This is a genomic window from Enterococcus sp. RTP21361st1_A6_RTP21361_211029 (assembly GCF_040910045.1).
Lineage (GTDB): Bacteria > Bacillota > Bacilli > Lactobacillales > Enterococcaceae > Enterococcus_D > Enterococcus_D gallinarum.
The window spans coordinates 1-26,582 of sequence record NZ_JBDGBK010000001.1 but is presented as its reverse complement, the minus strand read 5'-3'; the positions used below and the strand labels follow the sequence as shown (position 1 = coordinate 26,582).

The 26,582-nt window shown below is 39.5% G+C and carries 23 protein-coding genes; 8 read left to right on the top strand and 15 right to left on the bottom strand.

Going from position 1 to position 26,582, the window contains the following annotated elements; genetic code table 11:
• Positions 1–74: 74 nt before the first annotated feature.
• Both AB5Z52_RS00115 and AB5Z52_RS00110 read left to right on the top strand, forming a co-directional pair.
• A complete protein-coding gene (locus AB5Z52_RS00115; RefSeq protein ID WP_288551422.1) occupies positions 75–1,817 on the top strand; it encodes an ABC transporter ATP-binding protein in 1,743 nt (580 codons plus the stop codon).
• Entirely contained in the window at positions 1,798–3,582 is a 1,785-nt protein-coding gene (locus tag AB5Z52_RS00110; protein WP_003125683.1) for an ABC transporter ATP-binding protein, read from the top strand. Before AB5Z52_RS00115 ends, AB5Z52_RS00110 begins: the two co-directional genes overlap by 20 nt.
• 225 nt (positions 3,583–3,807) lie before the next feature.
• Here AB5Z52_RS00110 and AB5Z52_RS00105 read toward each other — a convergent pair whose 3' ends face one another.
• Entirely contained in the window at positions 3,808–4,008 is a 201-nt protein-coding gene (locus tag AB5Z52_RS00105; protein WP_003125681.1) for a cold-shock protein, read from the bottom strand.
• Positions 4,009–4,784: 776 nt separating this feature from the next.
• Here AB5Z52_RS00105 and AB5Z52_RS00100 point away from each other — a divergent pair.
• Positions 4,785–5,360, top strand: a complete 576-nt coding sequence (locus tag AB5Z52_RS00100; RefSeq protein ID WP_288551421.1) for a polymer-forming cytoskeletal protein — start codon at positions 4,785–4,787, stop codon at positions 5,358–5,360.
• A gap of 264 nt (positions 5,361–5,624) precedes the next feature.
• On the opposite strand, the gene AB5Z52_RS00095 is transcribed toward AB5Z52_RS00100, so the two are convergent.
• The 6 genes from AB5Z52_RS00095 to AB5Z52_RS00070 all read right to left on the bottom strand — a co-directional run bounded on the left by AB5Z52_RS00095 (position 5,625) and on the right by AB5Z52_RS00070 (position 13,459).
• Positions 5,625–7,286: a peptide ABC transporter substrate-binding protein gene (locus AB5Z52_RS00095; protein WP_003125679.1), complete on the bottom strand. Its 1,662-nt coding sequence runs from the start codon at positions 7,284–7,286 to the stop codon at positions 5,625–5,627.
• Between the two features lie 238 nt (positions 7,287–7,524).
• Entirely contained in the window at positions 7,525–8,475 is a 951-nt protein-coding gene (locus AB5Z52_RS00090) for a hypothetical protein (protein ID WP_003125678.1), read from the bottom strand.
• 149 nt (positions 8,476–8,624) lie between these two features.
• Complete coding sequence (locus AB5Z52_RS00085) at positions 8,625–9,461, bottom strand: Cof-type HAD-IIB family hydrolase (RefSeq protein ID WP_003125677.1); 837 nt, start codon at positions 9,459–9,461, stop codon at positions 8,625–8,627.
• 74 nt (positions 9,462–9,535) lie between these two features.
• A complete protein-coding gene (locus AB5Z52_RS00080) occupies positions 9,536–10,930 on the bottom strand; it encodes a Xaa-Pro peptidase family protein (protein ID WP_003125676.1) in 1,395 nt (464 codons plus the stop codon).
• A 19-nt stretch (positions 10,931–10,949) separates the two neighbouring features.
• On the bottom strand, positions 10,950–11,708 hold the full coding sequence (locus tag AB5Z52_RS00075) for a DeoR/GlpR family DNA-binding transcription regulator (protein WP_003125675.1): 759 nt from the start codon (positions 11,706–11,708) through the stop codon (positions 10,950–10,952).
• 131 nt (positions 11,709–11,839) lie between these two features.
• Complete coding sequence (locus tag AB5Z52_RS00070; protein ID WP_003125674.1) at positions 11,840–13,459, bottom strand: SH3 domain-containing protein; 1,620 nt, start codon at positions 13,457–13,459, stop codon at positions 11,840–11,842.
• A 425-nt stretch (positions 13,460–13,884) separates the two neighbouring features.
• Here AB5Z52_RS00070 and AB5Z52_RS00065 point away from each other — a divergent pair, with 425 nt between their 5' ends.
• Positions 13,885–14,022, top strand: coding sequence for a hypothetical protein (locus AB5Z52_RS00065; protein WP_021150289.1), 138 nt, complete (start codon positions 13,885–13,887; stop codon positions 14,020–14,022).
• Between the two features lie 120 nt (positions 14,023–14,142).
• Here the strand turns inward: AB5Z52_RS00065 and AB5Z52_RS00060 are convergent, their stop codons facing one another.
• From AB5Z52_RS00060 to AB5Z52_RS00050, 3 genes are read right to left on the bottom strand one after another with little or no spacing between them, the layout of a single operon-like run.
• On the bottom strand, positions 14,143–14,958 hold the full coding sequence (locus tag AB5Z52_RS00060) for a carbohydrate ABC transporter permease (RefSeq protein ID WP_003125672.1): 816 nt from the start codon (positions 14,956–14,958) through the stop codon (positions 14,143–14,145).
• 16 nt (positions 14,959–14,974) lie between these two features.
• Positions 14,975–15,847 (bottom strand): carbohydrate ABC transporter permease, encoded by an 873-nt coding sequence (locus AB5Z52_RS00055; protein ID WP_005470603.1) that lies wholly within the window; start codon positions 15,845–15,847, stop codon positions 14,975–14,977.
• 29 nt (positions 15,848–15,876) lie between these two features.
• Positions 15,877–17,190, bottom strand: coding sequence for an ABC transporter substrate-binding protein (locus AB5Z52_RS00050; RefSeq protein ID WP_368243326.1), 1,314 nt, complete (start codon positions 17,188–17,190; stop codon positions 15,877–15,879).
• A 236-nt stretch (positions 17,191–17,426) separates the two neighbouring features.
• On the opposite strand from AB5Z52_RS00050, the gene AB5Z52_RS00045 reads away from it, so the two are divergent.
• A complete protein-coding gene (locus AB5Z52_RS00045) occupies positions 17,427–18,095 on the top strand; it encodes a DUF421 domain-containing protein (RefSeq protein WP_287035654.1) in 669 nt (222 codons plus the stop codon).
• Positions 18,096–18,914: 819 nt separating this feature from the next.
• On the opposite strand, the gene AB5Z52_RS00040 is transcribed toward AB5Z52_RS00045, so the two are convergent.
• Both AB5Z52_RS00040 and AB5Z52_RS00035 read right to left on the bottom strand, forming a co-directional pair.
• Positions 18,915–19,232 (bottom strand): hypothetical protein, encoded by a 318-nt coding sequence (locus tag AB5Z52_RS00040; protein WP_261981888.1) that lies wholly within the window; start codon positions 19,230–19,232, stop codon positions 18,915–18,917.
• A 127-nt stretch (positions 19,233–19,359) separates the two neighbouring features.
• Positions 19,360–19,818: a DUF5626 family protein gene (locus tag AB5Z52_RS00035; protein ID WP_003125665.1), complete on the bottom strand. Its 459-nt coding sequence runs from the start codon at positions 19,816–19,818 to the stop codon at positions 19,360–19,362.
• A 169-nt stretch (positions 19,819–19,987) separates the two neighbouring features.
• On the opposite strand from AB5Z52_RS00035, the gene AB5Z52_RS00030 reads away from it, so the two are divergent.
• Positions 19,988–20,308, top strand: a complete 321-nt coding sequence (locus tag AB5Z52_RS00030; protein WP_003125664.1) for a hypothetical protein — start codon at positions 19,988–19,990, stop codon at positions 20,306–20,308.
• A 296-nt stretch (positions 20,309–20,604) separates the two neighbouring features.
• Here AB5Z52_RS00030 and AB5Z52_RS00025 read toward each other — a convergent pair whose 3' ends face one another.
• Complete coding sequence (locus AB5Z52_RS00025) at positions 20,605–20,982, bottom strand: YxeA family protein (RefSeq protein ID WP_003125663.1); 378 nt, start codon at positions 20,980–20,982, stop codon at positions 20,605–20,607.
• 201 nt (positions 20,983–21,183) lie between these two features.
• Here AB5Z52_RS00025 and AB5Z52_RS00020 point away from each other — a divergent pair, with 201 nt between their 5' ends.
• Both AB5Z52_RS00020 and AB5Z52_RS00015 read left to right on the top strand, forming a co-directional pair.
• Positions 21,184–21,624, top strand: coding sequence for a DUF1761 domain-containing protein (locus AB5Z52_RS00020; RefSeq protein ID WP_003125662.1), 441 nt, complete (start codon positions 21,184–21,186; stop codon positions 21,622–21,624).
• Positions 21,625–21,755: 131 nt separating this feature from the next.
• Positions 21,756–22,331 carry a CDP-alcohol phosphatidyltransferase family protein gene (locus AB5Z52_RS00015; RefSeq protein WP_050762646.1) on the top strand — a complete coding sequence of 192 codons (576 nt, stop codon included), beginning with the start codon at positions 21,756–21,758 and terminating at the stop codon, positions 22,329–22,331.
• Positions 22,332–22,422: 91 nt separating this feature from the next.
• On the opposite strand, the gene AB5Z52_RS00010 is transcribed toward AB5Z52_RS00015, so the two are convergent.
• Together AB5Z52_RS00010 and AB5Z52_RS00005 are read right to left on the bottom strand one after the other, a co-directional pair.
• Positions 22,423–23,943, bottom strand: a complete 1,521-nt coding sequence (locus AB5Z52_RS00010) for a flavocytochrome c (protein WP_005470590.1) — start codon at positions 23,941–23,943, stop codon at positions 22,423–22,425.
• Positions 23,944–24,392: 449 nt separating this feature from the next.
• Positions 24,393–25,916: a helix-turn-helix domain-containing protein gene (locus AB5Z52_RS00005; RefSeq protein ID WP_238696153.1), complete on the bottom strand. Its 1,524-nt coding sequence runs from the start codon at positions 25,914–25,916 to the stop codon at positions 24,393–24,395.
• Between the last annotated feature and the right edge of the window lie 666 nt (positions 25,917–26,582).

Genomic DNA, 26,582 nt, shown 5'->3' with positions numbered 1-26,582 from the left:
CCTCCCTCCTATTGACTGTTACGTTACGTTACAGTTTATTCTAGCACAGAACGACGTAATTGGAGGGAATTTTTATGAAACAATTAAAACAATTTTTTTTCACCGAAAAACGCCTATTTCTAGGTACTTTTTTATTTATGCTGATCCATTCTTTCGGGACACTTTTTCTTCCCTATTTTGTAGCCAAGATCATTGATGATGGCATTTTAAAACAAGATCAATCAGCTATCATCCGCTATGGGGGCTGGATGCTGGCTGTTGCACTAGGAACTGGTGTGATTGCTGTCAGTGCTAGTTATTTTTCTGCCCATCTAGCAGGGAAATTCGGACATCATCTTCGGATCAAACTATTCAACAAAATACAGGAGCTTGCGATCTCTAGTTTTGAAAAATATGGTACACCAACCTTGCTTGCAAGAACAACGAATGACATCAATAACATTCAACAAATCTTGATGATGGCTTTACAAATGATTCTTCCCGCTCCACTGATCATTTTGGCTTCGATTATTTTAACAGGTAGTGTATCTTGGCGAATGGTGTGGATCCCTATTGCAGCGATTGTTTGTTTCTCGATCGTCGCACTTTTCGTCATTTATCAAGCAATCCCTTTGGCAAAGAAAACGCAGAAAAAAGTAGATACTATGATGCGGATTTTGCGTGAAACCTATACAGGCGTACGGGTGATTCGCGCCTTTGACAAAGCTAGTTTCGAAAAAAAGCGGACAGACCAAACCTTTGAAGGGTACGCAAAAGTGATGATCCAAGTCAATCGTTTATTCGCTGTTTTGAATCCAGCCGTACACTTTTTCATGGGGCTGTCCATTCTAAGCATTTTGGGATTCGGCGGTTTCCAAAGTCTCTCAGGAAACCTGCCCATCGGCAGTATCACTGCGATCATCGAATATACCGTTTTGAGCCTTTGGTTTTTGACCATGGCAGCAATGGTGATCGTCATGATCCCAAAAGGATTGACATCCTTGCAGCGGATTGAAGAAGTTTTGTCTGAAGAAGAAACGATGACAGACGGTCCACAGCCAATCTTGCCAAAAGAAAGCTCATTAGTAGCTGCCTTTCATCATGTCTCCTTCACCTATGCTGGGGCAGAGGAACCCGTACTGGAAGATATTGATTTTGAGATCCATCGCGGACAGACCACTGCGATTGTTGGCGGCACCGGATCAGGAAAAAGTACGATCGCCAAAGCACTTTTGCGGTTAAAAGACGTTTCTAACGGCTCAATCACATTATATGATCGTGATATTCGAGAAGTCTCACAGGTCGCACTACGATCATTTATCAGCTATGTTCCTCAAAAAGCATTGTTGATCAGTGGATCGATCTGGGACACATTGACTTTCGGGATTGTCAATCCCGATCCGCAACAAGTAGCACAGGCCGTCAAAATCGCGCAAGCAGAGTCGTTTATCAAAAGTCTACCCGATGGGATCGACAGTCACGTTGCTCAAAAGGGCAGCAATTTTTCTGGCGGCCAAAAACAACGCTTGAGTATAGCGCGCGCATTAGTGAAGCCCGCTCACATTTACTTTTTTGATGACAGTTTTTCGGCGCTTGACTATCAAACAGATGCAAATTTACGGCGAGCATTAAAATCTTATGTCCGTGATTCAGCCGTAGTAATCGTGGCTCAGCGTGTTGCAACTGTCATGGATGCTGATCAAATCATCGTTCTTGATGAAGGAAAAATCGTCGGAAAAGGGACCCATTCAGAACTGATGGAAACCTGTAGCACCTATCAAGAATTTGCGGCTTCGCAAGGAATAGGAGGAGAAAAAAATGAGCAAAAAAATAACTGATGCACCAAAAAATTTAAAACATACGAGCATGCGGCTCTTACAATTATTATTCCAGCAAAAAAGCCGCTTCGGACTGATTTTGATTTCTGCTCTCTGCTACGCGACACTTATGACAATCGCACCATTACTGTTGGGTCAAGGATTGGATAATCTCATCACTTTGCTTCAGCAAGGAGGCTGGCAACCAAGTGAATTCTTGCAAGTCATCAAATGGCCACTGCTCCTTCTAGGGATCTCCTGGCTGATGATTAGTCTATTTTCATTTTTACAAGAATACACAATGGCAAGTGTCAGCGAAACATTGACCTTAACCCTCAGAAAAGAATTGACGCACAAGTTTAATCGGTTGCCGGTACGATTTTACGATACGCATCAGACAGGCGATATTTTAAGCCGAGCAATTCTAGACCTGGATAAAGTCTCTGAAGTCCTTCAAGTCGGATTGATGCAACTCATTACAGCCACTCTCAGTATCTTATTTGGTCTTGGTGTGATGTTTTGGCTCAGTCCATTATTAACTGTAGGGATTATCATTATCCTACTGATAAGTGCTTTCGCTACCCATCGACTGGCTCAGCGAAATTTGGTTTACTTTTCAGAAAATCAGACAACATTGGGAGCAGTCGGTAGCCGGGCAGAAGAGTTTTATACTGCCCATTTATTGATCAAATCCTACAATCAGCAATCTGCTGTCGCTTCAGAAATGCACGAATTAAGTGAAAAGCAATTTCATGCTTTTCGTAAAGCACAATTTGCTAGCTATGCGATCAATCCGTTCATTCGCTTTATCAACCAAATCGGGTTTGTCGTAAGTGCTGTGATTGGTGGAATGATGGTAATCAATGGACAGTTATCCATCGGGTTGATCCAAGCCTACTTGCAATATACCAATCAAGTTTCCGAACCGATCACACAAGCTTCTTATATTATTAATACGTTACAAAGTGCATTAGCGTCATTGGAACGGATCTTTGAGATTTTGGATTATCCAGAAGAAAAAGAAACCCAACACCCTCTTGCAGTCCCAGAAGAATTGTCGGGGAGAATCGATTTTGAAGATGTTTCTTTCGGTTATTCTCCAGATAAATTATTGATGCAACATGTGAACCTACAAGTTGCACCTAGACAGACAGTAGCCATCGTGGGGCCTACTGGGGCCGGCAAGACAACTTTGATCAACTTGCTGATGCGCTTCTATCCACTGAATGGAGGCAAGATCCGGATCGATCGCTACAATATGACGGATTTTTCAGCCACAGACATTCGCAAAAAATTTGGGATGGTTTTACAAGACACATGGTTGTTTGAAGGAACGATTGCAGAGAATATTGCTTACGGCAAAAAAGATGCAACGAAAGAGGCAATCATTGCCGCCGCAAAAGCAGCACAATGCGATCATTTTATTCGGACACTGCCGAAGGGCTACGAGACGATCATAGGATCCGAAACCGAACTATCACAAGGTCAGCAACAACTTTTGACGATTGCTCGTGCAATTTTGGCAGATCCAGCTATTTTGATTCTGGACGAAGCGACTTCCAGTGTTGATACCCGAACCGAACAAATGATCCAAACAGCAATGGACACATTGACGAAAAATCGAACAAGCTTTGTCATTGCCCATCGCCTCTCCACGATCAAGAATGCTGATTTGATCCTTGTGATGGAAGCAGGACAAATCATTGAGCAAGGCAAACATGAGGAACTGTTAGCAAAACCTTCATTATACGCCCAACTCTACAATAGTCAGTTTGCCAGAAATTGATTAGAATTTTTGTCACGTTTCATCTAGAGATCAAAAAGCAAAGGCCATCGCCAACAAAAAAGACTGCGTCTAGTATACAGACGCAGTCTTTTTTTGAGATTCATTGACTCATTCCTTCATTTTTCCTTGGAGATCACCAGGTCAAGAAAGTAATTTCCGGAAATGAATTTTTTACTTTAAAGCAAAAAAAGAAGACCATTGCCGGTCTTCTTTTAAAAGTTGTTATTATGCTTTAACGATGTTTGTTGCTTGTAAGCCACGTTGGCCTTCTTCAACGTCGAAAGTCACTGCTTGACCTTCATCTAAAGTTTTGAAGCCGTCGCCTTGGATAGCTGAAAAGTGTGCAAATACATCATTGCCATCTTCACCTGTAATAAATCCAAAACCTTTATCTGCATTAAACCATTTTACTGTACCGTTATTCATAAACGTATACCTCCATATTACACATCGTGTGTGTTTATTTTTGTAATAGAAAATGATGTGTAATTGAAGTGTGTATCAAAAGATAAACAAGTATTAACATATCAGAACTTTACTTTTATAGAATACCATGCCAGAAGAAAAATAGCAATGATAATGCCGCTTTTCTTTTTCGATACTCGTAAAACCTTAAGTTTTCCTTGGCAACAACTTTTCTAATCCTGTCTCTAGCTCTTTTACCACCTTATTCCTTTCACATATCCTTTGCGCTTTGTAGAATATTTGTAGAACACGCGACGCTTTTGCGTACATAAGAACATGTAAAATAGCGAATTCTAAGACAGTGCTATCTAGGCTATTGTTTCAAGTACAAGATTCAACGCCAATCGATACTTGCCTCTTGCAGAAACATGCACCGAACAATTCTTTTATTTTATCAAACTTGTCTCTGGAAACTTTAAGGAAATTTTTAGCCTTCTTTTTATTCTAGTTCTATTTAAAATTATTTAAAAGTTAGTAGAGAAAATCCCCAATGACTCGCTGAAACGTAAATTGATTCATAGATGTCCTTCTCATTCCTGTAAAGATAATTTCCATTAAAGCTGCCTTTCTCATAAATTTTTCTTTCTTGAAACTGGATTATGATATTTTCAGTAAGAATTGCTTGATATTTATTAAATTTCTCCTCATTTATGTTTTTTGTTTCACAAACTAAACCCCTCTATGGTATAATCATTTTGTTTTTAAGAAAACTATGGGCATACAAAGGAGAAGGTAACATGAAAAAAACAAAAATCACTTTAATCGCTGCTTCATTGCTAATGGGAGGAACTCTTCTAGCTGCATGTAGTTCTGATAACAATACAACTGCAAGTTCATCAACTGCTGCTTCAACTGCAACAACTGCATCAACAGATGATGTTGTTTCAACAGCTTCAGTAAGTGACCAAACTTCAGTCATTGAAAAAGCATTGAGCGCAGACGGTAACTGGATCGTTGCTGTTACAGACAACATGACTTTCGACAAAGATTTGACAGTTGACGGCGAATTCCATGACAAAGGGAACGCTGCAAATGATATCTACCGTAAATTTGCATTGTACTCTCAAGATGAAAACCGTACAGTAACTGCTGAATACACTGTAACTGTTCCTAAATTAGTTGTTAACTCAGAAAACTTCAACATCGTTAACGGTGTAGTGAAAGGCGACATCGAAGTAAATGCAAAAGGCTTCGTATTGAACGGCACTAAAGTTGAAGGAAACATCACGTTCGCTTCTAAAGAAATTCAAGATTCAGCAACACTTGATAAAGAAGGCGCATCTGTTACAGGTGACGTGAAAGTCAGCGAATAATTTTTTACTGTTTTCTTTGTGAAAAACACTTTCGAAAAAGGAACCTTGGATTTGATTTTATTCATCTCCAAGGTTTTTTCTGTGTTTTTTTATTCTCTGTTTTATCGTTGTTCCCACTAACTTTGTGTAAGTAGCTACAAAGATTTTCTGATAATCTAAAAAATTCCTCCCATCGTTTTTCACTCTGACGCACACTTGCCAAAAATGTTTGACGATAAGAGGATTTTTTACTTCTTGCCGATTAACTGCTTAATTCAATGCTACTCACTCTTCAATAGAAGCCCATTTGTAATCATATTGCGCACCTGCACCATGAGAAACGACTCCTTTGACTTTTGGCGCCCGCAAATGGGCTTCCACGTTTTGGTAAACAGGAATGACACCTTGTTCTGCCATAATGATTTTTTCTGCTTCTAGTAGATCTTGCCAACGAGCTTCAGGATCTCCCGCATGGGTTGAAGCAGCGGCATTCACTGCTGCATCATAATCTGGATTACTCCAACGACCACGGTTATAGGAATTTCCAGTAACAAACAGATCTGTAAAGCTGCTGGCATCTGCATAGTCGGCCCCCCATCCGCCCATTACAACATCAAAGTCTCCGTTGTTGGAACGATCTAGCCGAACAGAAAAAGGTACCGGACTCAAGCTGACTTTCACACCATCCAATGTACTTTCGATTGCACTTTGGACATACTCGATCGCTTTTTTAGTCGAGTCGGTATCAGAAGCCAAGATTTCAAAATCTAATGAATCGATTCCTAAAGCTGCTTTGGCTTTTTCCCAGTGTTCTTTCGCTTTGTCTTCATTGTATTCGATCACACTGCCAGCATCTTCAACAAAATCTTTGTTATCCGTCGGGCTGAAAGTCATACCTTCTGGAATCAATCCTGTCGAAGCTAGAGATCCGTCCCCCAGAATGGAGGATACAAGTGCATCACGATCGATTGCATAAGAAATTGCTTTTCGCAAATCTTCATTACGGAATGGAGAATTTTCTTCTCGCTGATTCAATTCGATATAAGAGGTCCGGGCCAAAGGCTCTGAAACAAAAGCTTCATCATTTGCCATTTGCTGCGCCAATTCTCCTGTTAAGATCACATCGTCTGCTTGACCATCTTGGAATAGATTCAACGATGTCGCAGATTCTTTGACAACACTGACATTGATGGTTTGTAATTTAACATTTTCTTGGTCCCAATACTGATCATTCTTTTCGTAGGACCATTCCGTATCTGTACCCGGTCCATCAAATCCTGTCAAAACAAATGGGCCATTGTACACAGAATTATCACTGGTCGTTGCATATTGATCGCCTTTTTCTTCCACAATTCCTTGATTTTGCGGGAAGAAAGATGGGAAAGCGAGTAAATAATCAAAATAGGGGGTTGCTTTTTCTAAAGTAATCTCTAATTCGTACTCACTGACTGCTTTGATCCCTAACTCGCTAGGATCTGTTTTTCCTGCAGTGATCGATTCAGCATTCTTGACTGGGGCAAACAAATAAGCGTATTCTGAACCTGTTTCGGCTTTTACTGTCCGTTGCCAGCCGTAAACATAATCCGCAGCTGTTACAGGATCACCATTCGACCACTTAGCATCTTCTCGCAATTTCAATCGGTAGATCAATCCATCTTCACTCACTTCTGCGAGTTCAGCAGCTCCAGCAGGTTGCGGCTTACTGTCAGCATCCAAACGATACAATCCTTCATAGACATTATTCAATGCACTGAAGCTGATCGTATCAGTTGCAAGAGAAAGATCTGCACTAGGCATTTCTTGCTGGACGACAACATTGAAGATCTGTTCCGCTGCTGCTGTTCCATTCGAGGAAGTACTTTCTCCTGTGTTACTCGTGCCTCCTGTCGTACATCCGGCTAATAAGACACCACACACTGCTACCAATCCAAAGGCCCACTTTTTCATTTTCCTCTTCCCCTTAAGTTCATAATTTTCAGAATTTTCTGAAGTTTAATTTGATTTTAATCAATAATTATGATAATTGCAAGAGTTTTTCGCTCGTTTTTTTCAAAAAAGATTAAAAAAAAATTCTTTTTTTCATAAATAATTAATCTACAACCTTTATGTTCTCTTTCAAACAAGAAAAAACTGTGATACGCAAGAGCATCCTATCAGCTCCTTACGTATCACAGTCAAACAATTATCAAGCTTCCATTTTGTAGCTTTCTCTACTATTCTTACGATCTCTTATCACACTAAGAATCGTAGGGATCGCACCAATTGCAGTAAACAGATAGACAAGAGCTAGGTTCCCATAGTATTGACTAGCTTCCAAATAACCTTCTCTTAGCAAGTCAGGCAATATCCGAAATGCATAGAAATAATCAACATCGGTATAATAATTGGCTACACTGATAGACCAATCAATCCGATTGCCTAGATAAACCATGATGACCATAATCAAAACACTACCGATGATGCCTTTGTTGCTCAGCTTTCCGCCAAGAAGTTCATACCCTTTTAAAGCACAGACAGCCATTGCAATACCTGATAATGCCGCTACATAACCTAATTGGCCAAGTAAAATAATGACACCGACCCCAATCAGTGAACCTATAAATGCACCAACTATCCCAGCCAGCCAGTTTTCTTTCTTCTGATTCTGCTCATGCAGGCTAGCAAGCATCGCTTCATTTTGCTTTTTGAAACAAGCACTGCAAGCGATCACTGGCAGCCCACCTATGCTGTAGGTATCTATCGGCGCTTCCGATGTTCCGCAAAACTGACAGACTGTTTGATAGTGATTTTCTTTAAGAAAATCAGTGACTGTATCTAGACCAGCAACCAATTTTTCTTTGGTTTTGGCAACAGTCATTGCCCCTCGGAATGTATAAGTGACTTGGTAACCTTGTACAGAGCAGTCCAATATGTCTTTGGAATCAGTCACTACTTGTCTCACTTGCTCTGAGCTAGGTAGTTCTTGGTTTTTGCTGATCGAAAAAGTTGCTGCGAAAGAATAACTATTATTATTCAATTGTGTCAATATAACTTTATACGAACGATACGTACCGTAAATCACACCCATTTTTGGATCTACCGACAACCCCAACGTCTCCGCAAAACTAGATAATGTTTTTACGAGCTTCTTATTCATTTGTCCTCCTTATAAACGATAGATTATAACAAACGTTATAACTTTGAGTGTAAAATAGAGGCCAAAATCGTGTCAAAAGATACGTTTGTGTATTTTGTAACACGATTTGTTTTCTTTAAGCGATTCCCGATATTACCATCTGCTGGCCTTCAGGAAGTGATCGATAAGACAAATTTCTGAAGAGCAGCTGCAACTCCACTGTCTTTATTTGAAAGTGTAACGGCATCCGCCTGTTCCCTGACTCTTCGTGGTGCATTGGCCATTGCGACCCCTACTCCAGCTTTTAGTATCATAGGTAAATCATTGAAGTTATCTCCTATTGCCAACGTTTGCGCTAGAGGCACGTTGTAATAAGAAGCCAGTTCCATCAATGCTTTTTCTTTTGAAACTTCTCGATGCGTGACTTCTAGGTAATTATCTTTTGAAAGGTAAAGAGCGCTCGTCTTCAAAGATTGCTTTTCCCAGTAACCTTTTACTTTTTGGATCTCAGCAGACGTACCGATCAAAAGTAATTTATGAACGGGTATTTGCAAGGACTGTACTAAGGCCAATAAATCTGCCTCCTGCGCTACCTCCTGCGTGATTGCGGCTTCTTTTTTTACCCATTCATCAAGACGATCCACATACCAAACTGTATCTGAATAAAGATTGATAGAAACTTGTGAGAAGTGTGTTCTTGTCTCGCTGATGATTCGCACAACTTCTTTGATGGCAACTTCATGACTTGAGATAGGCGGAGCAGAAAGATTTCCGTTTGCCAGAACTAACGCGCCATTGTAACAAGCCAAAGGATACTCGCTGATTCCTAACGCTTCAGCTAAGTGCTGCATCCCTTTTGGTGATCGTGCAGACGCTAAGACAAAAGGAATTTTACTTTCTTTTAATCGTTGCAGCACCTGTTGTAAGTTTGGGTCAATCTGATGGGTATCATCTAAAATCGTTCCATCAATGTCGCTTACGATTAATTTGATTTCTCTCGTATTCATTTGTGCCTCCTAACTTTAGCTATGACTTTCATTCGACTATCTTCATCCTCAAATTCGCCTAAGGATGAATCCAATTAGCGTGATTTTTTGATTCGTAATGCTTGATTCTTCGCTAAATAAAATGGACGCAAATAAGCGACTGTGTTTGATAAAAGTAGAACATCGGGAGATAGTTGGATGTTCAAGTAGTTTTCGAGATATTCTTTGCGTTTCGTGATACGTTCCCACAGTTCTGGATAATCGGCTTTTAATTCTTGTCGCAGTTCTTGATCAGCTAATGCAATACATTCTTCCGCACTGACACCAGTATACTCAGGAACAGATGGAATGATATCTACTTGGAACATCATGCCGCTTTCTAAAGGTGTAAGAGAGTCCGCGTAGATTGGTGAAGACATCCACTCATCATCCGAAACCAGATGTCCAGGATTCAAGTGCCAGTGATAACTCTTTTTTGGCAGAACTTCTTCAATCAATCGATACATCTCGCCACCCGTTTGGTTGATTCGAATTGCTTCCAACCAAGTGGTGATCGCCTGGTAATACGGTTTCACGACACGTTCAAGGTAATCTTGTTGTTCAGCCGGCAATTGACTTGCTTCTGAGACGACAAATCCCGTGCGACTGGAGAGTCCTCCTTTATAACCAATCGTCATTGAGAAAGGATCACCCAAAGCAATTCGTTTGTGCGTTGGATAAAGATTGGCAAATTCAAATCGTTTACCGCTAGCAGCGATTGGCACCACAGAAGGCATTTGTCCCTCTGCCAACAAATATGCCCCAATTTCGGCTTCTTTTTTGCCAACTTCAATCGCATTCATCGCACTCAAAATACAACGAGAAGAAAGGTTAGCCCCATATTCATAATGAGCGATCTCATTGGCATTGTTGTGACTACGGCTTCCTTTTTCACCAATCAGCAAATAAGCAGCATTTACCACATGACATGTCCTTGTGACTGCCCGTTTGACTGCATCTACGATAAAATAAGGAACATCAAAGAGTGTGGCTGGATCTTCGTGATGCGTCGTGAACATCTTCCACCCAATGATGCCAATTTTTTTCTTCTCTTTAAACCTTAAAGAAGAAAAAACAGAGGATAGTGATTTTTCTCCTGTCATAGGCTGATTCGGCAGCGAAAACTGCGGGTAATGGACTAGCTCTGCCGCTATGCGGGAATGAGCCTGCAGCTTTAAATTTTCATTTCCCAAAATGAGTGTTGCGGCGCCAGTTTTATCTAGAACCAATAGTCCTTCCTCGAATCTTGGCAGGAATCCTGACAGATATTCAAAGTTGCTGCCATGTTCTTTGTCTGCATAGATCACCAACGTGTCAAACTCTTCAGCAGCCATTCGCTCTAAGACACTTAGTTTGCGCTGACTCATGGTCGCATCACTTAAAAAAACTGGAGCGACCTCTTCAAAAATAGGTGGTTCTGGTAAAATGGCTAATTCAATCGCTTTTTTCATGATTAAGACTCCTTCTGATTTACTCTGTTACATAAATGGTCACATTCGCTGCGGCAAGTGCTGCTTGTAACTCGATGTCTGGTTGTTGATCGGTGATTAAAAGATCGATCTCCGGCAGATCACAGACTTTAAAAAAACCAGTCGTTGCTAACTTTGTATGGTCAGCTACTGCAATGACATACTCTCCTTGTTTCACCATCTGACGCTTGACCATGCCTTCTTCTTCCGTATGGATAAATACGCCTTCTGTAGAAAGGGCAAATACTCCTAACAGTGTGTAATCTGCCTGAAATTGGGCAAGTTTGGCAACAGTATCCGCACCATATAAAAATAATTGTTCTTTGTCTAATCTTCCAGGCAAAACCGTAATCGTACTCTGTTTTAGCGCTGCCAATCGTTGGGCATGAGTCAATGAATTAGTAATCGCTTGAAGAGGATAATCTGACAGTTCATTGATCACCGCTTCTACAGTTGTCGATGCATCAAAAATAATCGCAGCTGGCTGTTTGATCCAATGAATAGCTGCTTTAGCAATTTTTGCTTTTATGTCATAAAATTGCCCGGCGCGAGTTTGATAATCATAAATCACGGCTGCAGGGTTCGTCGAAACCGCCCCTCCGTGGGTTCGTTTAAGTACTTGCCGTTTTTCTAATTGAATCAGATCACGACGAATCGTATCTTTTGATACGGATAACAACTTGGACAATCGTTCAATCGAAGCACTTTGCTCAACTGCTAGCACTTCTTGGATTTTAGCTAGGCGCTGTTCCACAAACATCTCTCTGTCATTCCTTTCCACTAAAAAATACAATGCAAAAAATTGCTAAACAATGCAAAAAGATGCAAACGATCTTAAAAAAACTACCTCCAACAAACATGTTGCAGGTAGTTTTGTCGTCATTGTTCTTCTTATTTTACACGAAGCGCAAAGCTGGCTGTTGAAAAACCTGAACTTGCTTCGGTAACCGTGTACCCAGTGCTTGGTGCATGAATGAAGCTGCCGTTACCAGTTGCAATTGCAACATGATACGTATTGCCTTTTTCACCCCAGAATAGAAGATCTCCTGCTTGGGCTTGAGATACAGGGATGATCGTACCGGCACTTTCTTGCGGAACGGTCCAATCGCCAATATTTTTCCCTGTTACTTGTAAAAAGACATAACGAGTGAAACCGGAACAGTCAAAGACATCTGGCCCTTTCCCTCCCCATTGGTAGGGTGTCCCGATATATTTACGGGCTTCAGCTACAATAGCAGCACCGTTAATATTCGTACCGATAGTATTGTTGCCAGAATTGCCAGGATTTGTTGTGGTATTTCCACTGACTTCTTTTACGTAAGCTGCCGTGATCCAGCCACCGCTAGATAACTTATACCACGTCGTATTACCATTGACAGAAGTCCCTTTTTTCTGCGCCACTGCTTTCACTACAGCGTTGCTGCTCAAACTGCTGACAATACTGGCAGTAGTTGAAGCGTTCGAACGAACATTCATCCCAGTCGTAGTCTGTAGATTTTTACTGATTGCTTGTTCGGCAGAATTATTTGATGAATTAGAATTATTGCTGCTTGATCCACCGGTTGATGGACTGCTCGTATTGCTCGCATCTTTGACATAAGCTGCCGTGATCCAACCACCTGTAGATAATTTGTACCATGTCTTATTGCCGTTGACGGATGAACCTGATTTTTGAGCGACAACTTTAACGGTCGTGCTATTGCTCAGACTTCCCACAACACTACCACTTGTTGATGCACTGGAACGTACATTCAATGAAGCGGTGGTCTTGACATTTTTGCTGATTGCTTGTTCTGTAGTTGATGTGTTTCCAGGATTGCTTGTCGTTGAACCGCTAGACACAGCCTGAACATAAGCTGCGGTAATCCAGCCACCATTAGACAATTTGTACCATGTTGTTGTACCATTCACGGAAGTTCCTGATTTTTGAGCAACCACAATGACCGTGGCATTGCTGCTCAATCCCCGAACGACACTCGCACTGGTTGATGCACTAGACCGTACATTCAGTGCTGCTGTTGTTTTGACGGTCTTATTGACAGCTGTTTCTCCGCTAGTACTGTTGTTGGAAGAGTTGCTGTTGCTGGCGGTTGTTACATAAGCGCCAGAGATCCAGCCCCCAGATGACAACTTGTACCACGTTGTGTTCCCATTGACGGAAGTTCCTGATTTTTGAGCAACAGCTTTGATCGTGGTATTGTTCCCCACACCGTTGATAATTCTCGCACTGGTTGAAGCGTCTGAACGCACATTCAGTGAAGCGGTCGTTTTAAATTGTCGATTGATCGTTGTTTCTGACGATCGAGCAAGAGTTGTCGTTGCAGTTGATTTAGTTGACTTTGCTACTTCTGTTTCATTTACTCCTGTAGCGTTGGCCTCTGGTGCGTTGACCAAAGTTGTGAATACACCTGATGTAGAAGCTAACACCGTTGTAACCCCTATACTTTTTTGAATAAAAAGTGATCGTTTTTGTTTCACTAAACGCTTACGGATTGCTTTTCGAGATTCCAATGAAACACCCCCTCCTTTTCATTCTATCAAAATCGATTGATTTTTAACATCTTTTTTCTGTCTGTAACATTTATTTAATGTAGGTTTATTCCTTGGCACCGAAAAATTTTCTTTCTAAACCCACGTTTTACCTATACAAACGATACAAATACAATTCTATTTTAAATGAAAAAAATATAGAACGCTATCAAAACGAATGAACCCGACTGTTTTTTTGGAAACTAGAGTAGCTCCTATCAAATAAACAAGGTAGGCCAATTTTCTTCAATAATCCTGCCATCTACTCGACATTTATTTGCAATCTAGTCCTTTTTTCTTCACAAATACTATTTTAAAAAGCGTTAAAGCTTTAAAAACAAAAGAGAAACCGTTTTAATTCTTTGTGAAATTATGCTATAGTAAAAAAAAGGAAGAGGTGACTTAAAATGAAAACGAAATCGAAAGAAAAAGTTTATGCCGAGCGTCAGCATAGTTATAAGCAAGAAAAAGAGGAAATTTTCAAAAAAGCCCTTGCTTCTGTACCAAAAAAAGACAAAAAATCCGCCGCTAAAGACAAACGATGACCCTTATCTGCCTGCGACATTTACTTTAGGCTGCTTTGTAGCTTGAAAAACATGCCTGACTATTCAACCGATCCGAGTAGACTCTCGGTTCGGCTAAATAATCAGGTATTTTTTGTGTCGTTAAAGCTTTAAAGATCCCGTCATTCCTTTGACAAACCCTCGTTGCATAAAGAGAAAAAGGACTAATGTAGGGATCGTTGCAATGACAATTGCTGTCATCTGCACGCCATAGTTCGCAACATAAGAAGCCGATGATAAGTTCGATATCAGCAACGTCATCGTTTGACGATCTTCTGTCTGCAAAAAGATCAGCGGGAGCAAATAGCTATTCCATGAGTTCATAAAAGCATAGATAGCCGCTGCTGCATAAGTTGAGCGCATCATTGGAAAAACGATCCGAAAGAAAATCGTATACTCACTTGCTCCTTCGATCCTGCTGGCATCTAAAATGCCATCGGGAAAGGACTTGAAATTTTGACGAAAGAAAAAAATCAGGAAGAGATTATTGACTAGCGGCAAAATAACGGCGATATGCTGATTTACAAGATGCAGGCCTGACATCATCTTAAACAATGGGATGACTAATGCAGCCAGTGGAATCATCATGCACAGTAAAAAAAGCGAGTAAATCATTTCACTGCTGCGGGTTCGAAATTTCTCAAAACCAAATGCCGCCAATGATGTGATCAGTAAACTAAATAGAACAGTAATTACAGAAATCTTGATCGAATTCCACATGATCAAGGAAACATTATAGTTAGAAAATAGTTGCTGAAGGTTCGTGATCAGCTGATTTCCTAGTGTGAGTTTTCCAGCAGCAATCTGATTCGATGTATTCGTCGCTCCCGCGATCATCCAATAGAAAGGAAAGATAGAGACGAATGCCGCTACGATCAAAAAAAGATATTTTATCAGTGTATTCACATTTCGCTTCATCGCTGCTCCTTTCTGCTTATTGTCGGTCGTCTTTTGCTAATTTGAACTGCGCATAGGATAAGACCGCAATGAGCACTACCAACGCCCACGACAATGTTGCTGAATAACCAAAATTTGAGGTATAGACAAATGAATGATTGTAGATCAGTTGTGCTGCAGTCAATGTCGCATTTGAAGGGCCACCGCCTGTTAAATTCACCACTTCATCAAAGAGCTGAATCGTTCCGATCGTCGATGTGATTGTGGTAAAAACAATCACTGGCTTCAATTGAGGAATAATGATCCTAAAGAACTTCTGAAAGCTGTTTGCGCCATCTATATCCGCAGCCTCCAACGTATCATCTGAAATATTTTGTAATCCTGCTAAATAAAAAATCATGTTATACCCTGTCCAGCGCCAGCATAAGGCAATGATCACCGTCACTTTCGCCCAAAAAGGGCTATTTAACCAGTCTAACGGTTGTTGGATAATTCCAATTGCCAGCAAGCCCCGATTAATGATCCCACCGATCTGGAACATCATCTTAAACAAAACCGCATAAGAAACCAGAGAGGTGACACTTGGCAGAAATAAGGCAAGCTTAAAAAAAGTTCGTCCAACTAGTTTTGGTGTATTCAACACAAAAGCTAGTAAAAGTCCTAAAAACACCATGATTGGCACTTGAAAAATCAAGAAAACAAAATTGTTGAATAATGCTTTGTGGAAAATGGTATCTTGAAACATCCGAACGTAATTGCCTAAACCAACAAAAACGGATTGCAATCCTTGCATCGTATGAAGAGATAAATAAATTGAATAAAGAATTGGATAGATCATGAAAATACTGCTTAAGATCATTGCAAAACTAATAAATTTCCATACTTCTCGCCTTTTTCTCGAAGGATCCATCTTATTCACTCCCTGCTAATGCAAATCGGCTACTCGCCGACTTGCATTGTATAATTATTTTCGGCTTCTTCTAGCATTTCGTCCAAACTCAATGCATCATCAAAATAACTCTGCATAACTCCTCGAAGAGCATCAACCGCTGCTTGCGTATTGTTGCCATAGTCGACACCAGGGATTTCAGCCATCCAACTCGAAAAATCTTTATAGATGGGCGCATCATTGAAAAATGGGTCTTTGTATTGATACGCATCCCCTTTTTGAGATGGTAAATACGTTCCCACTGCCCCATTCTCGACCAATATCTCTTGATAAAATTCATCATTGCCTGCAAATTCTGTCTTCAAGAAATCCATTGCCAGTTCTTTATTTGGCGAATCGTTCAAAACTAACCAGCTTGATCCGCCTAGGTTTGAATAGGGGGTCGCCCCATCAACTGTCTCTAATTGTGGCAGATGTGTATAAGCCCACTTGCCTTTTTGATCCTCCGCGGAACGAATCGTTGCTGAAAACCAAATGGCAGAATTAACCGCCGCGACTTCACCACTCGTAACTGCTCCGATTCCCTCAGGAGCAAAATAATCTACCGGTTTTGCTAACTCTTTCTGGTCAATCTCTTTTAGGATCGGCATCATTTCGCGGATCGCTGGATTGTCTTTCAAGAAAATTTTGCCCTCTTCATCGAAATACCACAGTCCGGCAGACTGCATCGCCATCTGCAGATAATGGGTCCCACGGTTGGGAATGAATGCGACAAACCATTTACCGGTCTTTTCTTTCACATCTTCACCGATAGTGACAAATTGGGACCAAGTCAAATCTTTCATATCTTCTTCACTGTAGCCTGCCTCACTTAAATAATCGGTGCGATAATATAATCCGGCAGAACCAGAATCAAATGGGACTGCATAGATTCCCTCCTTATAGGTAGCATTCTCTACTTTGTATTCGGAAAAATCAGCAAAGTCGATGGTATCAGATAACTCCGCAAATTTCCCTTCATAATTCGTAAGATAACTTTGTACATCATAATCATCCATCAAAACGATATCAGGCAATCCTTCTGATACCCCCGACGTGAATCCAGAAACCATTTTTTGCTTTGTGTCCTCATTCGACATTTCGATGACATTCACTTTAATCTCATCATGCCCATCCTTACGGTAGTACTCCCCTGCTTTTTCCATAATTGGAATATTGAAATTCGTATCCCAAGCCCAGACAGTCAATGTCTGCTCATCTGAACTAGCAAAATCTCCTGATTCACTACTCTCATTATTACTGGAACAACCAACAAGCAACGCAAAGCTCAATATACTATATAGAAAAATCAACCTTTTTTTCATTTTTCTCTCCTCCTATTTGCTTTTCCTAAAATCCCAGCAAAGGTGCAATAGAAAGCGATTGCACCTTGCTTTTATTATAGATATCAGATGAAAAAAACCAAATAATTGAATTTCTGTTGATAAAAATGAATAAATTTGAGCCATGATGAATGGAAACAAAATATGAAAGAAGTGCAGAACAATGAGATTAAAATGAGAAAATGATATAGTAGTGCTAACATACAGGAGGTGAGCAGATGGTTTTTACGATTATTCTAAAATTATTCTTTGGGTTATTTGGCTTATTGTTGGTGGCAAGACTGTTAGGGAAAAAGACACTGTCGGAAATCACACCTTTCGACTTGATTTATACTCTCGTTTTAGGCGGAATTTTAGAAGAGTCGATCTACGATGACAACGTTTCGGTCTTCCATGTCCTTTTCGCTATCGCTTTGTGGGCACTGTTGATTTACTTTATTGAAGAATTTGTTAAAAAAAATGAGACAATCAATCGCTGGTTGAAAGGCGAACCGGTAGTCTTGATTCACAATGGTCAGCTCAATATACAAGAGATTACCCGCAATCATATCGAAATGGAGCAGTTGCGAACCATGTTACGGCAACAACAATGTTTCTCCCTTGCAAATGCCAAGTATGTTGTACTGGAAAACGCGGGGCAAATCAGTGTTTTAACACATTCAGAGGATGAGCAAACATTGGCAATCATGCTGGTTGACCAAGGAAATATTCAATATCCTGTACTGCAATCCCATCATTTGAGCGAAACTTGGCTACGAGAAGAATTACAGAAACAAGGCTATTCTTCTTTCAAAAATCTTATTTATGTAGAGTGGTCCCAAGACAATGGGTTTTATATCATCACCAAGGCAGAGACGATCCAGGCTCGCTACCGAATCGATGGCTAAAACAATCATTCGATTTTAAGATACTTTTCCTCTTTAGGAAGATGCCATCAGGAAGATACCATCCATCAAACAACTATTTTCGACGAGTAATCACTTAGCAATCAGCATGAGCAAAAAAGACTTACTTTAAAAACGTTATTTTTTCCTCACTGCCTCTTCATAGAGATTTCTTTGTTTTCTTGGAATTTTTTCAGATGAAAGAAGTATTCTACTGAATTAGATGGAGGTGAAGGGATATAGAGGTAATTGGTGGATTGATTTTTTGGATTCCTGTTTTATTGTTTCTTATTATCGGATCGATATTTATTACATGGCGAAAGAATGTCGTTGTACTACTCTTTCTTTTGATACCATTTTTGTTTTTTTTACTAAATGTTTTTGATCATCATCATTATGAACCCATGTCTGATTTGATGTACAATCTTTTAGGACTAGCTCTTTCAACGATTGCTATCATCTTTTATTTGCTTTTTCAAAGCAAAAAGAAATAGAGTCTATGCCATAAGATCTTCGACAAACGGATATCCCATCGGTGACGATGTCCCGTTGTACTCCAGTCGAATCTTGTAACAAAAGAGCGATGATTCAACGATCAATCAGATGTTTTTTATTTTTACTAAGATTAAATAAGTGAACGAATACTCACTCAAATAAAAGATATCCCAACAATGAGAAATAGTTAGCCCGTCTTCACGATTTTATCGCGAGTATTGGCTAGCTACTCTTAGGCGGGATATCTTTTTTCGCTTGAATCTTCTTATACAAAGCAGAACTCAATTTTTTCACTAGGGCCTTAGCTATTGCTATAATTGCAGGCAACTAGTCCACTTGTTCGATAGTCGTTGTCCCCCAGTTCATGACATTTGCAACATGGACATACCCATCATAAAGATTTAACAGCAAAGCGATTGCACAGACAATATAAACAAGTCGATAAAAAGAATTTGTCTTCTTGTTGCGCCAAATGGCAAAACCGCTTAGGAGGATGCCTAAAGGAAAGATGAATGAGGATACGCCGGCTAAAAGCAGCAAAATCAATCCTTCATCTTTATCAGAAGACATTTGTTGGGTGATAAAACTCAACTTCTTCTTTTTATCTTCAATTTCCACATTATTCTTTTGAATTTGTTCTTTCAATTGTTCATTTTCCTGCAGCAATTCATCAATCGATACTTGATAAAGTTTGCTTAGTAAAACTAAATTATCAATATCTGGATAGCCACGCCCATTCTCCTAAGGCCACTAATTTCATCTCCTACACCTATTACTTTACAACTAGTTTACCATTAGAAATGGTTGCGGTCACGCTTGCATTTGTTGTAATCGTTCCAGCTTTTTGTTTAAAGCTGCAAGTAGCCTTAGTAGTCGTATGGGTTAATGAACTCGAAAGAATACTTCCTTTCAATGCTTTGATGCTCAAATTTGTCGCCGCTGTGATCTGTTCTTTTGAGTTGATCTTTACATTATAAGAAGCAGTCCAACTTCCTTTGACTGTCTTAGACACTTTATAAGTTCCTTGAGCAATTCGTGCAAAGGGTTGAATATATTCAACAGATAGTACGACTTCATCACCCGCTTCATCAATATAAGATATCTCTTGAGAACCGACGCCAGCGGTCATTTCATAAACAAGCTCATCTGTATTCTTTTCATCCGCTGCAGCTGTGACAGACACCCCCAAAAAACCTAAAAAACAGGCTACTAAAATAACTAATTTCTTCATAAAAACACTCCTCTCTTATTTGTTTTCACTTTATCGCTTTTCTTGAAATATAAGGAGAAACTATAGGTTTACATCCTTCATTTCCCTTTCATTGTAAACAAAAGGTTGCTTCTTTTCTATAACAATTACTGTAATAATGGAAAAGTACTATCTGTGGGGAGGTGTCAGAATGAAAAGGCAAAATAAAATCCTATTATTCAGTTTTAGTCTGCCGCTTTTTAGTGTTTTTTTCGGTCCAGTATCTAGCCAACAATTTGGTCCCTTGTACGAATATGCTTTTGGCTTCCCGCTAAGATTCATCTGGTATAGGAGTATCAATGAACCTCTTGAAAGTCATTGGGCACTCTTTTCCTTTGAAAAGATCGCTCACTTGCAAGTTGATTTACTTGGCTACTTTCTTGCAGTGCTGCTGACTTATCTCGTTTCCCGATTTTTGTTCGAGCAACTCTCACAATGGCTGCATAAGCATGTGCAAAGCGGACTATTATAAATAAAAGGAATGTTTTCGTTAAGAGGATAAACCCTTTCTCAATCCACAAAGACAATACGACCTCAAGATGTCGTAGGCGAAAACAAGTTCCCCCTATATATTGTGGATAAAACTGTTAATATGTGCATAACTCGGTCTTTGACACGCTGTTTTACGAATAAAACGGCCCAACAAGTATCCTTTTCACAGATAAATGTTGGGCTGGTATCTTAACTCATCCTCATTTTCCAGCAGACTTTCGCAAAAAATTTTTTGCCTTGCTGCTAAACTTATTTCTGTTATTCGTCATTCTCGTGCTATCCATCGATCTCTTTCAGTGCTGCTGACGGCACGTCTTCTTTGGCAATTTCTTCATACGTCTCAACATGTGCCCCTTTATTCGTCAATTTCAAAAAGCGCTCTGTCTTCAACACTTGTAAGCCTTCAAATTCTATCATTCGAGTCTGGCCATCTGCCGTGGCAGCTACTTGTTTGTAATGAGCAGTGCCATAGCCGTTGACCGATTCAGGCGCTTGCGTTTTTACATACATTTCGCTTTTTGGAACAAGTGGATTCAATTGATCTAAAATTCCTGCCACCTCTCCCGATGCTCGGTTAGTGTACAACATGATTCCCCCGCACAGAAGTAAGAAAAACAAACCAATGGATAAGATTGCTCGTACGATTTTTTTCATCATATTCTCCTTTCGTCTCTCTTTCTATCTTAGCAAAATAAAAACAGGGGAAATCGGCCTTAGGTCCCAATCCAAAATAACAAAATTGAAAGGTTGCCGTAAGAAAACTTCTACAACTTATTGATATTTGCTTAATACTGCTTATCCAGCTAGGCAACAAAGGCAAAAAAGATTACAATAATTAAAAAAAGGAGTACCTATATGCTTACACATTTCAATCTTATTGCTATTCTTTTGGCAACACTTGCTTTTATGATCAGCGGGAGCTTACTTTATAATCCAATCCATGCTTGGGGGCGCTTTTGGGCAAAAGAATCTGGCATGCTAAATAAAGAAAGTCATCATATGTCTGCCGGCGATGTCGTTTTTACTTTTGGCGGGACAGCTGTTGGCGGACTATTATTGGCATTTACACTAGGACAAGTCACCTATTGGTTCAATAAGTTTGACCATGACGGTTGGATGATGACGAGCTTGCAAGTGGCCTTTTTGCTATGGCTGGGCGTATTTGCTGTGGCAACTTTCGTAAATGCAGCCTATGCTGGACAAAGCAAAAAACTGATTGGTCTGCATTTATTGAATGGTGCAATCGAGTTAGTCATTATGGGAATCATCATTGGCTTGTTTCCAGTGGTAGGTTAACAAGCTGATACGCAATCATAAGCAAGTGTTTCTCAAGCTATCGGGGGCAGAAAAAAACAGGTAATGTAAACCAATCAGTGAAAACCTGTCGTAAGGTATGAGTGGGCTAGCTTGTCGTTTTTTGATTATTCTTGGGCCAAAAAAAGAAAGAAGGGATCACCATCAACTACCTGCCCAATCTCTTGTCCATTGCACGGATCGCGTTAGCTGGTCTTCTATTGATCAATCAGCAGCCTTTGTTTTCAGTCTGCTACCTCATTTGCGGATTGACGGATGTTTTAGACGGATTTATTGCACGAAACTATCGATTGCAAACGACCTTGGGCTCAAAACTAGATAGTTTAGGTGATTTTGTTTTTTGGTCCATTGTCCTATTTCTTTACATTAAAACTAAGATCTATCCAGATTGGATCATTTATGGCATTGTCTTAGTCGCTAGCATTCGATTTCTTAATTTGATTTTGACTAAAGTTAAGTTTGCTCAGTGGGGGATGCTGCACACATTGAGCAACAAGATAACAGGTCTTGCCTTGTTTCTCCTGTGTTTCGTGGCATTTACTTTTGGTGACGTATCAGGATATATTTGGGTCGTGACATTCCTGCTCGCTTTGTTTTCATCTATAGAGGAAACACTGATTGTCTGGCGCAGCACTTATTACGAACCGAATCCAAAAGGCTTTTTCACTGTTTCTCATCAATCCAGCTAAATTTTAGCAACAAGAGTATCAAAAAAACGTCCAGCTGTAATAAGAGCTGGACGTTTTTTGCGTACTATCTATTATGAATAGTAATGTTTATTTATTTTTTAGCGTATTCTGAAGCTTGGACCCCTGCTTGACGACCAAAGACCATGATATCAGCAACTGCATTTCCGCCGATACGGTTTTGTCCGTGAATACCACCAGTTACTTCTCCAGCAGCGTATAAACCATCAATAACAGAACCGTCTTTTTTCAAGACTTGTGTATTGGTATTGATTTTTACACCACCCATTGTGTGGTGGATTCCTGGTGCGATTTTGATTGCATAGTAAGGACCAGTTGTTAAGTCATAATCCATTGCTGTTTCTCGACCAAATGCTTCGTCTTTTTTATCTTTAACAGATTGATTCCATGTATCTAGTGTTTTTGCCAATGTATCAGCGTCCATGTCGATTTTCTTCGCTAAGGCTTCGATCGTATCTGCTTCAACGACTACACCTTGTTCTTTGTAGAAATCAACTTGTTTTGCTCGACCTGCTAATGCATCGTCAAAGATCAAGTAAGCATAGCTTTCTGGAAGAGCGGTAATCGCCGCAGAAACATTGTCGCGGGTTTCTAATTCGTTGTAGAAACGTTCACCTTGTTGGTTGACTAAAATCGCACCTTCTCCACGGACTGTTTCACTGACTAACATCCCTGTATCTTGAACAACTGTTGGGTGAACTTGAATTTGATCCATATCGACTGTTGCACCGCCAAGAGATTCAATCATCTTGATGCCGTCACCTGTACTGCCTTCAGATGTTGTGCTGACATAGCCTTTTAAATCCGGACGATATTTTTCAATCATTTCTTTGTTTGAGCCAAAGCCACCAGTGGTAACGACAACTGCATTCCCATTGATCGTTTTTTCTTCATCACCGATTTTTACAGAAACGCCAGTGACTTTTCCGTCTTTTTCGTTGATTTTCTTCACATCAGCATTCACAAACAAAGGAATTTCCTTTTCATGGATATTTCTCAATAGTCCATCTACCAAGTAGGTTCCGACAGCAGAGCCGTCATGTGGACGGTGGATACGTTTGACACTTGCACCACCACTGTAGCTGATGTTGTCTAATGTGATTCCCATGCCGTCTAACCAGTCAATGGCTGAAGCTGAGTTATCGACTAAGTAGTGTAAAAGTTCTTGGTCATTCGTACCTTTACCACCTTTTAGTGTGTCATCAAAGAACTGTTGGTTGCTGTCTTCGATTCCTTGTTCTTTTTGGAATTTTGTTTCAGAAGCATTCATCCCACCAGAAGATTTCAATGTGTTTCCGCCTGCGATCGGCATTTTTTCCAAGATGACTGGATTCATCCCAGCTTCTTTGGCAGATAAAGCAGCTGCCATTCCGGCACCACCAGCACCAACAATGACAATGTCATATTGATCTTTTAGTTCAGAAGGATCGGTATATTCTTGTTCAGATGCACCTGAAGCCACTTCTGTTTCGCTTGATGATGCTGAACTTTTTGCTGTTTCACTATCTTTTGTCGCCCCGTTACTACCACAAGCACTGAGCAATAATAAACTTGCAGCGCCAATGACCAATTTCTTTAATCCACTTGTTTTCACTTTTTTCCCCCAACTTTCTTTCTTTTGTTTGATTGTTCTTTGATTCTTCCACTGAAAAAGCAGCGCTCTAGCACTATTGATTGTTACTTTATTAACAAACAAGAATAAAAAAATATTTTGACTATTAACAATTTCAATTGCTTTAAAATCAGCGTTATCATCTAAAAAACAAACCCAACATATTTATATAAACATAATAAAAATAGAAAATAATAAAATCACGCTTATATTTTGTGTAATTTTTCATTAGTTGTTCTAATCGAAATTTCATTTACTGTGTATATGTCCCCATTGATCAGCGGTGCATACATAGAAATATATACACACCGCAGGCAAAACCTTAGGAATTTTTCTTTGATTGCTTCTGGTCAAAATTTATTTGATTGCTTCTATTCTTTACTTGCCAACTGCTAGTTGCTTTTTTGGAACGATAATTTTCTACATCTTTATTACACAGAAATATCCTTAGCGCTTTCATGATTTTCGAAAACGGCACTGACTACTTGTTGCGAAAAAACAATCACATTCTCCTGCAAGATGTGTTCTCCTCTGATGGATTCGATTTTCTTTGTCAGACGTTCAATCTCTAAACTGTCGATCGCTCCACTCATGTAGATTGCCGAACGATTCTGGTAGGTGTTTGAGATAATGATGTCTGGCTCTTCAACTAGTGATTCCGCAGCAATAAAATCAATATTATAAAGAGCGGAGAAGATCTTTTTCAGCTGCATAATGAAGAACTGTTCAAATGAGAAAGGAAAATCTGTTTCTACAGAAACAATGATCTTTTTCTCAAATAAAGTAGGTGTGATCAGAGCCGTGTAGGCAAGAACATATCGTAAGAGCAGAAACTCCTGTTTTTCTGTAAGTTGCCCTGTTGTGCTGCCAAAACAAATGGTACGTATTTTATTCACAAGCACTGGGTAGTAGTGTCTGTAATAGCGGATGATATCTGAATCGGAACCTACTTCCAGGAATCCTTCAAAAGCGTCATAAAAAGAATGCACCGCCAATAAAATGCCGAAGACATTTTTCTCATTTCCGCCATTTAACGGCAATGTCAATTTTTCTGAGAGACTGACTGCTTCTAAATACACCTCTGCTTTTTCTCTTTCCCAAAAATCGATGATTTGCTTATAGGTCGCCTTTTTAGCGTAAAACTGCGTGGAAGTTTGCATCATCAAAAATAGAAAATAAATGCTTTCATCTCTAAAAAAGCTATACTGAAAGAAAGAATCTTTGATATTTTGAAACTCTTTTTCAAATAGATCTTGAGTCATATTGATCGACCATTGAGGCATTTCCTCCATTTTCAAGCGGTTGCCTTTTTTATCTCTGAGGATGTTGATCGCAATCAAGTAGCACCATTTATCCACGATCGATTGCTTCAGTTGAAAATCAAAATTAGGTAAGATTCGCTGAACGAATAATTCTCTGATATGAGCATAATTCAATTCGGGGTAGGGCCACTGACCGCCTTTACAAATCGTCCAAAAAAAGGAATGACCAAAGTAACGAATTTGGCTTTCGGACCCTTCAATCACGATTCGTCTATTTTTGGTGCCTATCTTTAATTCAAAGCGTTGCAGACTACGGTTGATGCAAAGAAATTTTTTTCTTAGGTTTGAAAGGCTTATGTAATTCAATTCACAAAACTCTTCAATCTTAATTCTTTTTGACAATAGACAGTTCTCGATCACTTGATATATGACTGACTGATTATAAATTTCATGTTGTATATCAAAATAAATGTTTTTATTGCCACTAAAAGAGCACCCTAATGCTTTTTTGATTTTGATTGCTTGCGGATTGATTTTTTGCAATTCATTAAGAATACTATCCGTTGTTTTTCGATTCACATTCAGTCTTTCTGATAAATTAACGATTGTTACAAAACTATTTGACTGATAAATATAACGCAAGCAATTGACCATTAATTGGGTTCGCTTTTCAAAAAGATCCTGAATAATCATGTCTTCCTCCTGCATTAAATAGAAGTTCGTTCATAAGTTGCTTTCTTTCATACTCATATAAACTGACAAAACGATTAAATATATATATTAATTTTTAATCTAATTTTAAACATTTGTCGAATAAGTCGCTCATTCTTCATCTGTTCTATGTAGTGCGACTCAACAAAGGAAGAACGCTCAACTTTTTACTGTTATAAAAAAAGGCATCTGACTGCCTTCTCTGACCTTAATTCTGTAATTGATCCTCCCTACTACTTAAGTGCTTCCTTTCAGCCATCAATTTTTAATGAGAATTTAACTCCACTAACTAAAAATTATAAAGTTAATCTGTATCTTGAGAAACCCAATTCGGGAAAATGAACTCACTTTTTTTTACATTGTCACTAGAAATGTTTTGGCAGGAACTCCTATAAATGCAGGAAAATTATTGTTAATAAAGACCTTTTTATCGCTGCTTTCGGTTAGCCATTTACTGACGATAATTATCCATGTGATGCTTTTATACTTTTTCAGGAAAAACAAATCCCCCTATTTTATCTTACACAAGCAAAAGAGACCTTCGAGAATAGCCAAAGGTCTCTTGAAAAAATTCAGACTGTAGACAAAGTCCATTTTATGGATGATGTCTACAGTCTTTTCTTTTATAATAGATTTATGAAAACGAAT

Excerpts from the sequence above, each read along its gene's own strand:
- AB5Z52_RS00045 (WP_287035654.1), top strand. The coding sequence starts at position 17,427 with ATGGTTTTTACGATTATTCTAAAATTATTCTTTGGGTTATTTGGCTTA.
- AB5Z52_RS00065 (WP_021150289.1), top strand. The coding sequence starts at position 13,885 with ATGAAAACGAAATCGAAAGAAAAAGTTTATGCCGAGCGTCAGCATAGT.
- AB5Z52_RS00080 (WP_003125676.1), bottom strand. The coding sequence starts at position 10,930 with ATGAAAAAAGCGATTGAATTAGCCATTTTACCAGAACCACCTATTTTT.
- AB5Z52_RS00100 (WP_288551421.1), top strand. The coding sequence starts at position 4,785 with ATGAAAAAAACAAAAATCACTTTAATCGCTGCTTCATTGCTAATGGGA.
- AB5Z52_RS00060 (WP_003125672.1), bottom strand. The coding sequence starts at position 14,958 with ATGAAGCGAAATGTGAATACACTGATAAAATATCTTTTTTTGATCGTA.
- AB5Z52_RS00115 (WP_288551422.1), top strand. The coding sequence starts at position 75 with ATGAAACAATTAAAACAATTTTTTTTCACCGAAAAACGCCTATTTCTA.
- AB5Z52_RS00020 (WP_003125662.1), top strand. The coding sequence starts at position 21,184 with ATGCTTACACATTTCAATCTTATTGCTATTCTTTTGGCAACACTTGCT.
- AB5Z52_RS00090 (WP_003125678.1), bottom strand. The coding sequence starts at position 8,475 with ATGAATAAGAAGCTCGTAAAAACATTATCTAGTTTTGCGGAGACGTTG.
- AB5Z52_RS00075 (WP_003125675.1), bottom strand. The coding sequence starts at position 11,708 with ATGTTTGTGGAACAGCGCCTAGCTAAAATCCAAGAAGTGCTAGCAGTT.
- AB5Z52_RS00095 (WP_003125679.1), bottom strand. The coding sequence starts at position 7,286 with ATGAAAAAGTGGGCCTTTGGATTGGTAGCAGTGTGTGGTGTCTTATTA.
- AB5Z52_RS00055 (WP_005470603.1), bottom strand. The coding sequence starts at position 15,847 with ATGGATCCTTCGAGAAAAAGGCGAGAAGTATGGAAATTTATTAGTTTT.
- AB5Z52_RS00035 (WP_003125665.1), bottom strand. The coding sequence starts at position 19,818 with ATGAAGAAATTAGTTATTTTAGTAGCCTGTTTTTTAGGTTTTTTGGGG.
- AB5Z52_RS00025 (WP_003125663.1), bottom strand. The coding sequence starts at position 20,982 with ATGAAAAAAATCGTACGAGCAATCTTATCCATTGGTTTGTTTTTCTTA.
- AB5Z52_RS00005 (WP_238696153.1), bottom strand. The coding sequence starts at position 25,916 with ATGATTATTCAGGATCTTTTTGAAAAGCGAACCCAATTAATGGTCAAT.
- AB5Z52_RS00110 (WP_003125683.1), top strand. The coding sequence starts at position 1,798 with ATGAGCAAAAAAATAACTGATGCACCAAAAAATTTAAAACATACGAGC.
- AB5Z52_RS00030 (WP_003125664.1), top strand. The coding sequence starts at position 19,988 with ATGAAAAGGCAAAATAAAATCCTATTATTCAGTTTTAGTCTGCCGCTT.
- AB5Z52_RS00085 (WP_003125677.1), bottom strand. The coding sequence starts at position 9,461 with ATGAATACGAGAGAAATCAAATTAATCGTAAGCGACATTGATGGAACG.
- AB5Z52_RS00105 (WP_003125681.1), bottom strand. The coding sequence starts at position 4,008 with ATGAATAACGGTACAGTAAAATGGTTTAATGCAGATAAAGGTTTTGGA.
- AB5Z52_RS00050 (WP_368243326.1), bottom strand. The coding sequence starts at position 17,190 with ATGAAAAAAAGGTTGATTTTTCTATATAGTATATTGAGCTTTGCGTTG.